The 14,077-nt window shown below is 69.2% G+C and carries 13 protein-coding genes; 8 read left to right on the top strand and 5 right to left on the bottom strand.

What is annotated here, in order from left to right:
* Positions 1-44: 44 nt before the first annotated feature.
* Positions 45-1,169, bottom strand: coding sequence for a YihY/virulence factor BrkB family protein (locus CVV72_RS16370; protein ID WP_219153211.1), 1,125 nt, complete (start codon positions 1,167-1,169; stop codon positions 45-47).
* A 263-nt stretch (positions 1,170-1,432) separates the two neighbouring features.
* Between CVV72_RS16370 and CVV72_RS16365 the strand changes: the two genes are divergently transcribed.
* The 5 genes from CVV72_RS16365 (at position 1,433) to CVV72_RS16345 (ending at position 8,347) form a co-directional block, all read left to right on the top strand.
* On the top strand, positions 1,433-3,187 hold the full coding sequence (locus tag CVV72_RS16365) for a DEAD/DEAH box helicase (protein WP_034317045.1): 1,755 nt from the start codon (positions 1,433-1,435) through the stop codon (positions 3,185-3,187).
* A 488-nt stretch (positions 3,188-3,675) separates the two neighbouring features.
* The gene (locus CVV72_RS16360) at positions 3,676-4,809 is read left to right on the top strand and encodes a sugar ABC transporter substrate-binding protein (protein ID WP_034317042.1); all 1,134 of its coding nucleotides are present in this window, start codon (positions 3,676-3,678) and stop codon (positions 4,807-4,809) included.
* A gap of 87 nt (positions 4,810-4,896) precedes the next feature.
* Positions 4,897-5,670, top strand: coding sequence for an ATP-binding cassette domain-containing protein (locus CVV72_RS16355; protein WP_005164482.1), 774 nt, complete (start codon positions 4,897-4,899; stop codon positions 5,668-5,670).
* A gap of 23 nt (positions 5,671-5,693) precedes the next feature.
* Positions 5,694-7,154 (top strand): sugar ABC transporter permease, encoded by a 1,461-nt coding sequence (locus CVV72_RS16350; RefSeq protein WP_034317039.1) that lies wholly within the window; start codon positions 5,694-5,696, stop codon positions 7,152-7,154.
* 11 nt (positions 7,155-7,165) lie between these two features.
* Positions 7,166-8,347, top strand: a complete 1,182-nt coding sequence (locus tag CVV72_RS16345; RefSeq protein WP_091597315.1) for an ROK family transcriptional regulator — start codon at positions 7,166-7,168, stop codon at positions 8,345-8,347.
* A 220-nt stretch (positions 8,348-8,567) separates the two neighbouring features.
* Here CVV72_RS16345 and CVV72_RS16340 read toward each other — a convergent pair whose 3' ends face one another.
* From CVV72_RS16340 to CVV72_RS41655, 3 genes are all read right to left on the bottom strand, one after another.
* The gene (locus CVV72_RS16340; RefSeq protein WP_219153210.1) at positions 8,568-9,179 is read right to left on the bottom strand and encodes a TetR/AcrR family transcriptional regulator; all 612 of its coding nucleotides are present in this window, start codon (positions 9,177-9,179) and stop codon (positions 8,568-8,570) included.
* A complete protein-coding gene (locus tag CVV72_RS16335) occupies positions 9,160-10,023 on the bottom strand; it encodes an alpha/beta fold hydrolase (RefSeq protein WP_219153209.1) in 864 nt (287 codons plus the stop codon). The genes CVV72_RS16340 and CVV72_RS16335 overlap by 20 nt, the downstream gene beginning before the upstream one ends.
* A gap of 137 nt (positions 10,024-10,160) precedes the next feature.
* Complete coding sequence (locus tag CVV72_RS41655; RefSeq protein WP_016332937.1) at positions 10,161-10,340, bottom strand: hypothetical protein; 180 nt, start codon at positions 10,338-10,340, stop codon at positions 10,161-10,163.
* A 339-nt stretch (positions 10,341-10,679) separates the two neighbouring features.
* Between CVV72_RS41655 and CVV72_RS16330 the strand changes: the two genes are divergently transcribed.
* From CVV72_RS16330 to CVV72_RS16320, 3 genes are read left to right on the top strand one after another with little or no spacing between them, the layout of a single operon-like run.
* Positions 10,680-11,474 (top strand): DMT family transporter, encoded by a 795-nt coding sequence (locus CVV72_RS16330; protein ID WP_219153989.1) that lies wholly within the window; start codon positions 10,680-10,682, stop codon positions 11,472-11,474.
* Positions 11,475-11,520: 46 nt separating this feature from the next.
* Positions 11,521-11,937, top strand: coding sequence for a GNAT family N-acetyltransferase (locus CVV72_RS16325; RefSeq protein WP_219153208.1), 417 nt, complete (start codon positions 11,521-11,523; stop codon positions 11,935-11,937).
* Positions 11,937-12,605, top strand: coding sequence for a hypothetical protein (locus CVV72_RS16320; RefSeq protein WP_219153988.1), 669 nt, complete (start codon positions 11,937-11,939; stop codon positions 12,603-12,605). Before CVV72_RS16325 ends, CVV72_RS16320 begins: the two co-directional genes overlap by 1 nt.
* Here CVV72_RS16320 and CVV72_RS16315 read toward each other — a convergent pair.
* The gene (locus CVV72_RS16315; RefSeq protein WP_219153987.1) at positions 12,580-14,019 is read right to left on the bottom strand and encodes an APC family permease; all 1,440 of its coding nucleotides are present in this window, start codon (positions 14,017-14,019) and stop codon (positions 12,580-12,582) included. The genes CVV72_RS16320 and CVV72_RS16315 overlap by 26 nt on opposite strands.
* Positions 14,020-14,077: the final 58 nt, after the last annotated feature.

Genomic DNA, 14,077 nt, shown 5'->3' with positions numbered 1-14,077 from the left:
GAATCGGGGTACGACTTCGGGATGAGGTCTTACTCCGACCGGCCTCAAATTCGCCGTTCGGTCACCTGGTCGGCTTCGCTCTGCGTTTCTTCGTTCACCGATTGTTCCGGCGCGTGTTCGGCGTCACTGTCCGGGGAATCGCCGTTCTGGCGAGGGCGGCGGAGCGGGACCGTCGTCCGTTCCCACAGTTTGCGGCCCTCTTCGGCACGGATCCGTTCGTTCGCGCGTTCCATTTCCAGCCGCCGCCATTTCCGGCGCTGCCGTTTCGTCGCCTTGGCGGGCCACAGTTCCTGGATCGCGCTGTTGAAGTACGCGCCGCCGACCACCGCGAGCCCGATGAAGAACATCAGCAACAGGAACGCGATCGGCGCGGCGAGCGCGCCGTAGGTGTAGCCGGTCTTGGTGATCCAGTTCAGATAGATCCGCAGCCCGATGCTGGAGAGCAGGAACACGACCATGGCGAGCATCGCGCCGGGGAGCCCGCGGTGCCACGGCAACCGGCGCGGCAGGGCCAGCTTGTACAGCGTCGTCAGCGCGAGCACGATCATCACGGCCAGCACCGGGTAGTACAGCGTGCCGACCCAGTACGACACCGTGCCGCGCCAGTCGGTGGGGAAGAACTGGGGGAGCAGGTCCGGCCCGATCGCCAGCAGCGGCAGCCCGACCACCAGGATGACCAGCCCGGCCAGGTACAGCAGCAGCGCGAAGATCCGCTGCCAGACGTCGTTGCGGACGCCGTACTGGTCGTGCGCCACGGTGATCGCGTCGACGAACGACGACATCGCCGACGAACCCGCCCACAGGGAGATCAGGAAGCCGACGGAGACGATCTCGCCCTTGCCGACGAACAGGATGCTGTTGACCGTCGGCTCGATGATGTCGTGGACGGCGTTGTCGCTGAAGATCGTCTTGCTGAAGGTGATGATCCGGTCGTGGACCGCGGTCACGACCTCCTGGCCGAACCAGTCGCCGACGAAGCCGAGGCAACCGAGGAGACCGAGCAGCAGCGGCGGCAGGGAGAGCGTCTGCCAGAAGGCGGCTTCGGCGGCCTCGGAGAAGATGTTGCCGTCCCACGCCTTGCTGAGCGTGCGGCTGAGCAGGCGCAACGGACCCCTGCGGCCCTTCGCGACCTCGGCGGCCGTATCCGGACGGCCGTTCTCCTCGCTCATGCAGCTCCTCCGACGGCGCGCGCGCCCTTGACGGTGTCCAGCATGGTCCATGCCACGCCATTCGGCTCGCCACCCCTGGTTTTTCGGGTGAGTAACCCGACAACGGGGGTGGCGCTTCCGGCGTTCCACGAGCCCGCGAGGTAGGCTCCCCGGAGTGCCCTCACCTCAGGCGCCGGCGTCGCGGCCGGATACCCAAGTGGGGGTTTTCGCTTGTGTCAGGGTGGATGACCAGGCGTTTCGGGTGAGGGAGGAGGGGAACCTGCATGTCGGAAACCGTTGAACGCGATCGAGGCGAGCTGGGCGCGCCTCCCGCGGCGAAGGACAGCACGGCCCGCCCGCTGCGTGCCTGGCAGCGGCGAGCGCTGACGAAGTACCTCACGAAGAAACCGCAGGACTTCCTGGCCGTCGCGACGCCGGGCGCGGGCAAGACGGTGTTCGGTCTCCGGATCGCCGCCGAGCTGCTGAGCGACCGGACCGTCGAGCGGATCACCATCGTCGCGCCGACCGAGCACCTGAAGCACCAGTGGGCCGCCTCGGCCGCGGCCGCCGGGATCGCGATCGACTCGAACTTCCGCAACGGCACCGGCGTCACCTCGCGTGACTACCAAGGTGTCGCGGTGACCTACGCGCAGGTCGCCGCGCATCCGACGCTGCACCGCGTGCGCACCGAGAACCGCAAGACCCTGGTCATCCTGGACGAGATCCACCACGGCGGTGACGCGAAGTCGTGGGGCGACGCGATCCGCGAGGCGTTCACCCCCGCCGTCCGCCGCCTGGCGCTCACCGGGACGCCGTTCCGCAGCGACGACTCGCCGATCCCGTTCGTCACCTATGAGGCCGACGGTTCGGGTTTCCAGCGCAGCAAGGCCGACCATGCCTACGGCTACGCCGACGCGCTCGCCGACGGCGTGGTCCGGCCGGTCGTCTTCCTCGCCTACTCCGGTGAGGCCTCCTGGCGCACGAGCGCGGGGGAGGAGTTCACCGCGCGGCTCGGCGAGCCGCTGACCGCGGAACAGAACGCACGGGCCTGGCGCACGGCGCTCGACCCGGCGGGCGAGTGGATCCCGTCGGTGCTCCAGGCCGCGGACACGCGTCTCGCGCAGCTCCGCGCCAACGGCATCCCGGACGCGGGCGGCCTGGTGATCGCCACCGACCAGGATTCGGCGCGGGCCTACGCCAAGATCCTGGAGCGCATCTCCGGCCAGACCCCGACGGTCGTCCTGTCCGACGATCCCAAGGCGTCCGGGCGGATCAAGGAGTTCTCCGATTCGACCGACCGCTGGCTGGTCGCGGTCCGGATGGTGTCCGAAGGCGTCGACGTGCCGCGGCTGGCGGTCGGCGTCTACGCCACGAGCGCGTCGACCCCGCTGTTCTTCGCGCAGGCCATCGGCCGGTACGTGCGTTCGCGCAAACCCGGCGAGACCGCTTCGGTGTTCCTGCCGAGCGTTCCGGTGCTGCTGGAACTCGCCAGTGAGCTGGAGGCGCAGCGCGACCACGTCCTCGGCAAGCCGCACCGCGAGAAGGAGGGCTGGGACGACGAACTCCTGGCCCAGGCCAACCGCACCGAGGACGAGCCGGGCGAGGAGGAGAAGGCGTTCACCTCGCTGGGCGCCTCCGCCGAGCTCGATCAAGTCATCTACGACGGCAACTCCTTCGGCACCGCGGTGTTCTCCGGTTCCGACGAGGAGCAGGAGTACCTCGGCCTGCCGGGGCTGCTCGAACCGGATCAGGTCCGCGCCCTGCTGCGGAAGCGGCAGGAAGAGCAGCTCTCCGACGAGAAGCGGCGCAAGCCCAAGGCCGAGGAGGCCGCTCCGGTCGCGCGGCCGCAGTCGGTCAGCGAGCGGCTCGGCAGCCTGCGCAAGGAGCTGAACGCGCTGGTGGGCGTGCACCACCACCGGACGAAGAAGCCGCACGGCGCGATCCACAACGAACTGCGCCGGGTCTGCGGCGGGCCGCCGACCGCGATGGCTTCGGTGGAGCAGCTCGAAGAGCGGATCGTCACCCTGCGTTCCTGGTGACCGCCCGTACCCCGTGCAATGAAGGGGCCTTTCATTGCACGGCGCGCGGGCATGGGGCGCGCGAAAGTACGGGGTCGTGAGTGTCTTGGGTGCGGGCTGCTGTGCTCGAACGGACGACACGCGTGATCAGGCGGACGACTCGCGGTGGCCCCGGCCCTACGCCGTGTCGTCCGTCCAATCACGCGTGTCGTCCGTCCGGTCACGCGTAACCAGCGGGTCGTCGGCGAATAGCCCGGTCCCCGCAGCGTGATCAGCAGCGCTGATCACGCTGAGTGAGTGGTGGCGGTCACACCGTCAGCGCACCTAGACTTCGTACGCCTTGCTACGGCCACGTTGCCAAACCGTGTCCATTTGAGGTGGCTTAATCGATCCAGCCGTCTTCCGCGAAACCCGTTCGGCGGCATATGTTGTCGCCCACAACATATGCGCGATGGTGCGACCGGTCCTTCAGGATCGCCGCCCGCGAGCAAGATCCGGAAGGAACGAGGATGCGCAGCAGAACCCTTACCCTCCTCGCCGCGACGGTGGGCGCCGGCCTGGTGCTCTCCGCCTGTGGCGCCAACACCGCCGACTCGGGCAGTGGCAACTCCTCGCAGTCCGCACCCGCCCCCGGCGGTGCCGCCGCCGGTGGCAAGGTCGGCGTCATCCTGCCGGAGACCGCCACCTCCGCGCGCTGGGAGTCCTTCGACAAGCCGTTCCTGACCAAGGCGCTCAAGGACGCGGGCTTCGACGCCGACGTCCAGAACGCCCAGGGCGACGTCCAGAAGTTCACCACGCTGGCCGACGGCATGATCGCGCAGAACGTCAAGGTCCTGATCATCGCCGCCATCAACGGCGAGGTCGGCGCGGCGGTCGCCCGCAAGGCGCAGGCCGCGGGCATCCCGACGATCGACTACGACCGCCTGAACCTCGGCGGCAGCTCCGACTACTACGTCTCGTTCGACAACGAGAAGGTCGGTCAGCTGCAGGGCCAGGGTCTCGCCGACGCGCTGAAGGACAAGAAGGGCGCCGAGGTCGTCATGATCGAGGGTGCCCCGACCGACAACAACGCGACGCTGTTCGCCAACGGCCAGAAGTCCGTGCTGCAGCCGAAGTTCGCCGCCGGCGACCTGAAGCTCGTGCGGGAACAGGCCATCGACAACTGGGACAACCAGAAGGGCGGCCAGACCTTCGAGCAGATCCTGACCGACAACAAGGGCAGGGTCGACGGCGTCGTCGCCGCGAACGACGGTCTCGCCGGCGCGGTCATCACCGTGCTGAAGAAGAACGGCCTCAACGGCAAGGTCCCGGTCACCGGCCAGGACGCCACCGCGGACGGCCTCATGGCGATCCTGCGCGGCGACCAGTACATGACCGTCTTCAAGCCGATCAAGGAAGAGGCCGAAGCCGCGGCGAAGCTCGCCGTCCTGCTGGCCAAGGGCGACAAGGCGGGTGCCGACGCGCTGGCCACCGGCAAGGCGAAGGACCCGAAGGGCAACCGCGAGGTCAAGTCCGTGCTCCTCGAGCCGAAGCTGACCACCAAGGACGGCGTCAAGGAGGTCGTGACGCAGGGCTACGTCAAGGCGGCCGAGATCTGCGGCGGCGACCTGGCCGCGGCGTGCACGCAGCTCGGTATCTCCTGACCCGTTCAAACCAGACGACCGGGCCGGTGCGTTCTCCCGACAGCGCGCACCGGCCCGGTACCCAGCCGGGAGAATTCGAGAACCCCCATGAGTGAACCCATCCTCGAACTGAAGCAGCTGAACAAGAGCTTCGGGCCGGTCCACGTCCTCCACGACGTGGACTTCAACGTGCGCGCCGGCGAGGTCACCGCGCTGGTCGGCGACAACGGTGCCGGTAAGTCCACTTTGGTCAAGTCGATCGCCGGAATCCACGGCTACGACTCGGGAACGGTGACGTTCCAGGGCAAGCAGGTCAACATCCACGGTCCGCGTGACGCCGCGGATCTGGGGATCGAGGTCGTCTACCAGGACCTCGCGCTGGCCGAGAACCTCGACATCGTGCAGAACATGTTCCTCGGCAGGGAACGCGGCAGCAAATGGCTGCTCGACGAGGCCAGCATGGAGAAGGCCGCCCGCGAGACGCTCGCGTCGCTGTCGGTCCGCACCGTGAAATCGGTCCGTACGCCCGTTTCGGCCCTCTCGGGCGGCCAGCGGCAGACCGTCGCGATCGCCAAGTCCGTGCTGTGGGACTCGAAGGTCGTCCTCCTCGACGAGCCCACCGCCGCGCTCGGTGTCGCGCAGACCCGCCAGGTGCTCGACCTCGTCCGCCGCCTCGCCGAACAGGGCCTCGGCGTCGTGCTGATTAGCCACAACATGGCCGACGTCTTCGAGGTCGCCGACCGTATCGCGGTGCTCTACCTCGGCCGTCTCGTCGCCGAAGTGCACACCAAGGACGTCACCCACGGCCAGGTCGTGGAACTGATCACCGCCGGTCGCTCCGGCGACCTCGGCCTTGCCCGCCCCGAAGCCGCCGTCCTCTGATCCGAGGCGAGAAAGAACCGGAAATGACTGAGACACCTGCAAAGTCCGCCTCGCCGGAGGGGGGCAAGTCGGCGGCCGCCGCGCTCAACCCGTCGGCGGCCATCACCGACTTCGGCATCGACACGACATCGATGTCGACACGCGAGGCCGTCGGCGACTACTTCTCCCGGCTCAAGGCGGGACAGCTGGGTTCGCTCCCGGCGTTGCTCGGCCTGCTCGTGCTGGTGATCGTGTTCGCCTCGCTGTCGGACACCTTCCTGACGATGAACAACATCGCGAACCTGATGGCGCAGGGCGCCGGCAAGGCGATCATCGCGATGGGCATCGTGTTCGTGCTGCTGCTCGGCGAGATCGACCTGTCCGCGGGCACCGCGTCCGGAGTCACCGCCGCGGTCCTCGCGATGCACTACGTGCGCAACGGAAACCTGTTGGGTGGCATGGGGAACGGCGTGTTCATCGCGTTCCTCGTCGTGCTCGCGATCGCCGCGCTGCTCGGCGTGGTCCTGCGGATCTGGGCGGGCGTCGGGTTCGCCGTGCTCGCCATCGCGCTCGTGCTCTCGGGAACCGCGGCGAACCCGTGGATCGAGATGCTGCTCGCGATCAGCGTCGGGGGCGCGATCGGTGTCCTCACCGGGTTCCTCGTCTCCAAGATCGGGATGCCCTCGTTCGTGGTGACGCTCGCGCTCTTCCTTGCCTGGCAAGGGGTCATTCTCCAGTTCATCGGTGAGGGCGGCACGCTCGGCATCAGCACCTCGGACGTGCTGTTCAAGGTCGCCAACGGCAATCTGTCCACTGTGGGCAGCTGGATCCTCTTCCTGATCGCCGCCGGTGGGTTCGCGGCGGTGACGCTGGGCCAGCACTTCTCGCGGCTCAAACGCGGCCTGGTCACCCAGCCGACGCCGATGGTGCTGTTCAAGGTCGGTGCGATCGCCGTGGTCGCCGCGATCGCGACCTATCTGCTGACGCTGAACCGCGCGCCGAACCCGAACATCGTCATCTCCGGTGTCCCGTACGTCGTGCCGATCGTGCTCGGCCTGCTGGTGCTCGGCACCTACGTGCTCAACCGCACCCAGTACGGCCGCCACATCTACGCCGTCGGCGGCAACCGCGAGGCGGCCCGCCGCGCCGGTATCAACGTCGAGAAGATCCGTGCTTCGGTGTTCGTCATCTGCTCGGCGGTGGCGGCGATCGGCGCGATCGTCTACTCGTCGAAGGTCGGTTCGGTCGACCCGCAGGCCGGTGGCCTCAACACGCTGCTGTTCGCGGTCGGCGCCGCCGTCATCGGTGGCACGTCGCTGTTCGGCGGCAAGGGCCGGGTCGTCGACGCGGTGATCGGTGGTCTCGTGCTGGCGGTCGTGGAGAACGCGCTCGGCCTGCTGAAGCAGTCGGCGGCGGTGGTCAACATCGTCACCGGTTTGGTGCTTCTTCTCGCGGCCACGGTGGACGCGCTGTCCCGGCGCCGCGCGGCTGCGTCGCCGCGCTGAGTCCGCATGGAATGATGAAGCCCGTGACCAGCACACCCGTTGCACGACCAGACGAGGTGCGCAGGCACAACCGCACGACCTTGCTCCGGTTGCTGCACGTCAGCGGCCCGAGCACCAGGGCGACCCTCGCCACCGAGCTGGGGCTCAACCGCAGCACCATCAAGACCCTCGTCGACGGCCTCGCGGAAGCGGGTGTCGTCGAGGAGCGGGTCCCGAGGCCGGGACGAGGGGCGGGCCGCCCCTCGCTCCTGGTCCTGCCGCAGCCGCACGCGGCGGTGGTGCTCGCGGTCGACCTCCAGGTCGAACACGTGGCGATCGCACTGGTCGGGTTCGGCGGGCAGATCCTCGGGCGCAACAGCTGGAACCTGCACGGCCGGATGCGGGAGGCCGACGAGGTGATCACGCACGTGATCGAGTCGACCACCGTACTGGCGGGCGACCTCGGCGTGCAGCCGATCGCCGCGGGGGTGTCCGTGCCCGGCGTCGTCCGCCGGGCCGACGGGCACGTCCACGAGGCGCCCAACCTGCGCTGGACGGACGTGGCGCTCGGGGAACGGCTCGGCGGTGTGCTGCGCATCCCCATCCTGGTCGGCAACGACGCCGAACTCGGCGCCATCGCCGAACACCTGCGCGGTGCCGCGCGGGGCTCTTCCGACGCCGTGTACGTCTCCGCCGACGTCGGTGTCGGGGGAGGGATCATCGCGGACGGTTCGTCGCTGCGCGGCGGCGCCGGCTACGTCGGCGAGATCGGGCACATGGCGATCCGGCCCGGTGGCCGTCCCTGCTACTGCGGGTCCAGCGGCTGCTGGGAGACCGAGGTCGGCGAGGCGGCGCTGTGCCGCGCGCTCGACCTGCCCGAGGACACCCCGCGCGGGGCGATCCTGTTCGAACTGCGCGAGCTGGGCCGGGATCCGCACGCGGCCGAGGAGCGGCTGGCGGAGTTCGCGGAATGGCTGACGCTGGGCCTGGTGAACGTGGTGAACCTGCTCGGCCCGCAGCTGGTCGTGCTGGGCGACCTGCTCACCGTGCTGCCCGACTCGGTCGTGAAGTCGGTGGCGGCCGAGGTCCGGCGGCGGAGCCTGGTCAGCCGGGCCGTGGGCGGAACGCAGATCGTGAGTTCGGCGCTCGGGGCGGACGTGAAGCTGCTAGGCGCCGCCGAAGCCGCTTTCGAGATGATCCTGGACACCGTCTAGCTCGCCGGCGTCTTGGCCTCATGCACTTGTGGGCCGTACGTGGCGGGCATCGAGTCCGTGAAGGGCTCCTTGAGGGACCCAGGGTCCCTCAAGGAGCCCTTCACGGACTGAGCTTGGGAGGGATCCGGTCGGAAGTGATGTCGCGGCCGACCGGCGGTCGTCATCAGGCGGACGACACGCGAGATCGCCAGACCGTAGGCGCTTGAGTCTGACTTGCCCCTCAATAACCGTCATTACCATTCACGAGGCCCGAGAGCAGGGCCACCAGGGCGGCGAGGGACTTCTCCTTGGCCGCCGCGGGGTCTTCGGCGTGCGCGATCATCAGCGCCGCCTCCGCGCAGGCGCTCAGCGCGAGTTGCGCCAGCTCCGGGATGGGCGCGTCGATCAGCAGCCCGTCCGCCGCGGCGGCTTCCAGGATCTCCGTGATCAGGCCCAGCCCGTACCGGTTCTCCAGCTCCCGCCATTCCTGCCAGCCGAGGACCGAGACGGCGTCCGTGAGCGCGATCCGCACCACCTCGGGCCGCAGGCACAGGTCCAGGAACCGGCTCAGCACGCCGAGCGCCCCCGCCCACGGGTCGTCCGTGGCCCGCAGGACGGTCTTCAGTTCCTCGGTGATCTCCGTTTCGATCTGCTCGATCACGGCCCGGAACAGGCCCTGTTTGTCCGCGAAGTGGTGATACAGCGCGCCGCGGGTGACGCCCGCCGCCCGGACGATCTCGTCGGCGGGCACGGCGGCGTACCCCTGTTCGGCGAACAGCGTCCGCGCCGCCGTGATCAACGCGGCCTGCGTCGAGTGCGATCGTTCGGTCTGGCTACGTCGTGGCGTGGGCACGCAGGAATTCCACCATCATGCCGCTCAGCCGCTCCGGCTGGTCCTCCGGCACGAAGGCGTAGGAGTCCTCGATCGTCTTCAGTTCGGCGTTCGGCAGGACCTCGGCGAGCTTGCGGCCCAGCCACAGTGGGAAGTGCCGGTCTTCGGGTGTCCAAGCCAGCAGCACGGGCTTGGTGAATGCGGGCAGCCGCTCGGCGGCGGTCAGCGTGTACCGGTTGTCGACGCTCGCCGTGAACCGGCGCAGATCGTCGCGGATCTCCGCGTTCCGGCGGCTGGGCAGCAGGTACGCGTCTAGGATGTGGTCCGGGACCGGGTGTTTGGCCAGCCAGAGGAAGTCCGTCTTCGTCAGCAGCCACCGCCAGCGCAGCGCCTGGACGATCAGCCGGGCCCCACCGGGAATCCGGGCCAGCGTGCTCAGCCCCGCGAACAGCGGCGGCAGGAAGCGCTCGTAGGAGTCCGACGGCGTCAGCACGACCCGGCCCACCCGTTCCGGGTTCGTGGTCATGAGCAGCTGGGTGAGCGCGCCGCCGGTGTCGTTCGCGACCACGGTGACGTCGGTCAGGTCGAGCACTTCGAGGAACCGCGCGATGAGCGCGGCGACCCCGGGCGGGCTCAGGTCGGCGTTCGGGACCGGGATCTCGTGCGCGCCCAGCGGCCAGTCCGGGGTCAGGCAGCGGAAGCCCGCGTCGGCGACCGCAGGGGCGACCTTGCGCCAGAGCAGGCCGTTGGTGAGCAGTCCGTGGACGAAGACCACAGGCGGGCCTTCGCCGCGGTCGCGGTAGCGGATACGGGCACCGCCGAGGTCTGCCTCGTGCGCTTCGCCGAGCAGATCGCTTGTGGTCATGGAAGTAACATACATGCTGTCTGTATGTTTTAGGAGACATTCGGCGAACCGGCCCGGCGCATCCCGCGAAAAACAGGGCGGCCGGCGCGCTCCCTACACAGGAGCGGCCGGCCGCCGGGTGGTCGTGGACTGGTGGGCTACCGCTGAATGTCCGCGGACATTTCCTTGAGCTTCGTTTCGTGTGCGCGGGCGTGGTGACCACAGAAGAGCAACTCGCCACCGGTGCTGAGAATGGCTCGAACCTGGGCTGCAGCTCCACACCGGTCGCATCGGTCGGCAGCGGTCAGTTCGGGGCGGGTGAGCGTCGGTGAAGTCATTGGAGTCTCCCTCCGTCCCGGCACCGGTGGCCCGGTGCCATCGATCCAGCTACGACCACTTCGGCACTGATGCCGGCAACGTTCGTTCCCGGCCCCGCCGTGTTCGTGCTTCCACTCTTCCAGACGTTTGGCGACCCGCAAGTGTTCCCGTGCGGGTGTCTCATTTGTCACTGGTAATTACCTCGTATGCCGTAGCGTAATCACGCAACGTGGGAGAAGACTCCCCGCCGAACCGTCTTTTCCCACGTCAGGCACCATGCGGGGGTGGGAATCGCAGTCGTCCGGAACCGTCTTCCGAGCGTGCCGTCGCCGGTCTTGTTCGTTCTCAGCGGAATTTCGATGTACGCCGGTGCGGCCATCGCCGTAGGTCTCTTTTCGGTCGCCTCCCCCGCGGGGGTGGCCTGGCTCCGCTGTCTCGGGGCGGCGCTGGTCCTCCTGGCGTGGCGCAGGCCACCCCGTTCGGCGTGGACCGGCCGCACGTTCTTGCTCGCGGGAGCCTTCGGCGTCGTCACCGCCGGGATGAACGTGCTCTTCTACGAGGCGATCGCGCGGCTGCCGCTGGGCACCGCGGTCGCACTCGAGTTCGCCGGGCCCGTGGTGGTGGCGGCGTTCGGCTCGCGCACGCGCCGCGACGTCTTCGCGCTGCTGCTGGTGGCGGCCGGAGTGGTCGCCATCGCGGACGTCCGGCTCGAAGGAAGCCTGCTCGGCGTGCTGTTCGCGCTCGGCGCGGCGGCCGCCTGGGCGGGATACATCCTGCTCGGGAAGCGGGTCGCGGTCGGCGGGAACGGGATCGACGGGCTGGCCGTCGGGTTCGCCGTGGGCACCGTGGTGCTGTCGCCGCTGGCGCTCGGCACCGGCGCGGTATGGGGTTCGCCACGTTTGCTGCTGCTCGGCATCGGGGTCGGGGTGCTTTCGACCGTCGTGCCGTACGCGCTCGACCAGGTGGTCCTGCGCAAGGCCGGGCGGGCGCGGTTCGCGCTGCTGCTCGCGTTGCTGCCGGTCACCGCGGGGCTGATCGGCTTTCTGTGGCTACGGCAGGTCCCGGCCCTGCCCGAGGCGATCGGCACCCTGGCCGTCGTCGCCGGGGTCGCGCTGCGGTCGCCGGGGAAACGTGATGGCCCGGCGCCTCCCTGAGCGGGATACTGACCAGTCTGTGGCGCTGCGAGCACCGGGAGGACATGTGGCCGAGATCCGGCGGGCGGTCACCGTCGAGGAGGTCGTCGCCGCTCAGCATCTGTTCGACGGGCCCGCGCAACGGGACGCGTCCGAGAAGTTCCTGGCGGGGGCGGAGAACCATCTCCTGATCGCCTACGAGGACGGCGAACCCGCGGGGATGATCACCGGCACCGAGGTGACGCATCCGGACAAGGGCACCGAGATGTTCCTCAACGAACTCGACGTCAGCCCGGACTACCAGCGGCGCGGGATCGGCCGCGACCTGGTCGACGCGCTGGCCGGGCTCGCGCGGAAGCGCGGCTGCCGGGGGATGTGGGTCGGGGTCGAAACGGACAACCAGGCCGCGCTGGCGACCTACACCTCGGCCGGGGCGTCGAACGACGGGCCGTTCATCATGCAGTCGTGGACGTTCGAAGACTGATGTCCTCCGGAATCGACGGCGACCGGACGGGGCTGTCCGGGCGGCGCTGGCTGCCCGGCGGCGAGCACCTCGTCGCCGTCGCGCGGGCCGAACTCCCGCAGAAGGACGGGCTCGCCGGGCCGTTCACCGCGCTGGCCGCCCTGCGCGCGGCGGGATTCGGTGTCGCGGGCCAGGACGAGGTCGCGGCGCTGTCGGGCACCACGACCGAAGGGCTGTCCCGGGCGATCGGGGCGCTGTCGGGCGGACGGCTCGCCGCCGTGTCCGCCAGCGGGAACTGGGCACCCCAGTCGTTGTTCATGCTCCTGGCCGCGCTGTGGCAGCTGCCGCGGGTCGCGGTGATCGCGGAGGTCGACCCGGCCGAGTTCGGCGCGCACGACACCCCGGCGCGAGCGCTGCTCGACTACCTCGACACGGGGATCCCGCCGCTGTGGTCGTCCCGCTGGCGCCCGGCCGCCGCGCACCACGTGCTGGCCGCCGGGCTGCGGATCGGCGCCGAAGGAACCTTGGTATCCATTATGGACGGTTATCCGTCCTTGGGGGACAACGGGTTGCACGATCAGCCGGTGGAATGGGTGGCCGCGGCGCTCAAGCGGATGCTGGTCGTGGTCGACGACGGCGACGCCGAGGCCGCCGTCGCCGCGATCACGACGGCCGGTCTGTGGAGCTGACGTCGTCCTTCGCGAACCGGGAATGCTCGCGCCCGTAGAAGACGTAGATCAGCAGGCCGAGCAGCAGCCACGCGGCGAACCGCAGCCACGTCATCACGTCCAGGTTCAGCATCAGGTAGAAGCACGCCAGCGCCGCCAGGATCGGCAGGTAGGGCGAAAACGGCACGGTGAACGGGCGGTCCAGGTCCGGACGGCGTTTCCGCAGCACCGGGACGGCCACCGCGACGATGATCATCGCCGACAGCGCGCCGATGCTGACCATGTCGGCGAGTTCGGAGATCGGCACGAACGCGGCCAGCGCCGCGATCAGCACCGCGCCGGCGATGGTCATCCGGTGCGGGGTGCCCCAGCGCGGGTGCGCCGTGCCGAACTTCTTCGGCAGCAGGCCGTCGCGGCCCATCGCGAACCCGATCCGGCCGATCGTCACCAGTTCCACCATCATCACCGACGTCAGCCCGGTGACCGCGCCGAGCGAGATCAGCGCGCCCACCCAGTGCTGCCCGACGCGGTCGAAGGCGTCGGCGAGCGGGGCGCCCGCGTCGATCTCGGTGAACGGCACCATCCCGGTCAGCACCAGCGAGACCCCGATGTACAGCAGGGCGCAGACACCGAGCGCGCCGAGGATGCCGACGCGCAGATCGCGTTTCGGGTTCACGGTCTCCTCGCCGAGGTTGGCGAGCGCTTCGAAACCGGTGTAGGCGAAGAAGACGACGGCCGCGGCCGTCACCATCCCGGCGATCCCGTAGACGGACTGTTCGAGCCCGAGCGCGGCCTGCACGATCGGCTGATGCAGGGTCCCGGCCGTCTCCGTCGGCGCCTGGGCGGGCGGGATGAACGGGGTGAGGTTCTCGCCGCGGATGTAGAACACGCCGACCGCGAGGATCAGCACGCAGACCGCGACCTTGACCAGGACGAGCAGGTTCGTCACCCGCGCCGACTCCTTGATCCCGAGGACGGCGATCACGGTCAGCACGGCGATGATCGCCACCGCGCCTATGTTCACCTTCGCGTCTTCGCCGAACCACTCGGGGGAGAGCCCCATCAGATTCGCGAGATAGCCGGACCAGCCGCGCGACACGACGGCCGCGCCGAGGGCGAACTCGAGCAGCAGATCCCAGCCGATGATCCAGGCGAAGGTCTCGCCGAGGGTGGCGAAGGCGTAGGTGTAGGCGCTTCCCGCAGTCGGCACGCTGGAGGCGAGTTCGGCGTAACACAGGGCGGCCATCCCGGCGACGACGGCGCCGAGCACGAACGACAACGTGACCGACGGGCCCGCGTGGGATTTCGCCTCGACCCCGGCGAGGGTGAAGATCCCGGTGCCGATGATGATGCCGACGCCGAACCCGATCAGGTCGCGCCCGTGCAGCCGGCGTTTCAGCTCACCCGAGTCCTGCCGTTTCAGGACCTCGTCCACGTCCAGAGTTCGCCGCATGAAGGGTCACGCTAGAAGATCACCGTCCACCTCGCAGATC

The sequence above is a fragment of the Amycolatopsis sp. TNS106 genome (assembly GCF_019330265.1).
GTDB lineage: Bacteria > Actinomycetota > Actinomycetes > Mycobacteriales > Pseudonocardiaceae > Amycolatopsis > Amycolatopsis lurida.
This window is presented reverse-complemented; position numbering and strand designations above follow the sequence as displayed.

Bases quoted from the DNA above. Each gene is read 5' to 3' on its own strand.
- CVV72_RS16320 (WP_219153988.1), top strand. From the start codon at position 11,937: ATGTCCTCCGGAATCGACGGCGACCGGACGGGGCTGTCCGGGCGGCGC.
- CVV72_RS16360 (WP_034317042.1), top strand. From the start codon at position 3,676: ATGCGCAGCAGAACCCTTACCCTCCTCGCCGCGACGGTGGGCGCCGGC.
- CVV72_RS16345 (WP_091597315.1), top strand. From the start codon at position 7,166: ATGATGAAGCCCGTGACCAGCACACCCGTTGCACGACCAGACGAGGTG.
- CVV72_RS41655 (WP_016332937.1), bottom strand. From the start codon at position 10,340: ATGACTTCACCGACGCTCACCCGCCCCGAACTGACCGCTGCCGACCGA.
- CVV72_RS16365 (WP_034317045.1), top strand. From the start codon at position 1,433: ATGTCGGAAACCGTTGAACGCGATCGAGGCGAGCTGGGCGCGCCTCCC.
- CVV72_RS16335 (WP_219153209.1), bottom strand. From the start codon at position 10,023: ATGACCACAAGCGATCTGCTCGGCGAAGCGCACGAGGCAGACCTCGGC.
- CVV72_RS16355 (WP_005164482.1), top strand. From the start codon at position 4,897: ATGAGTGAACCCATCCTCGAACTGAAGCAGCTGAACAAGAGCTTCGGG.
- CVV72_RS16330 (WP_219153989.1), top strand. From the start codon at position 10,680: ATGTACGCCGGTGCGGCCATCGCCGTAGGTCTCTTTTCGGTCGCCTCC.
- CVV72_RS16350 (WP_034317039.1), top strand. From the start codon at position 5,694: ATGACTGAGACACCTGCAAAGTCCGCCTCGCCGGAGGGGGGCAAGTCG.
- CVV72_RS16370 (WP_219153211.1), bottom strand. From the start codon at position 1,169: ATGAGCGAGGAGAACGGCCGTCCGGATACGGCCGCCGAGGTCGCGAAG.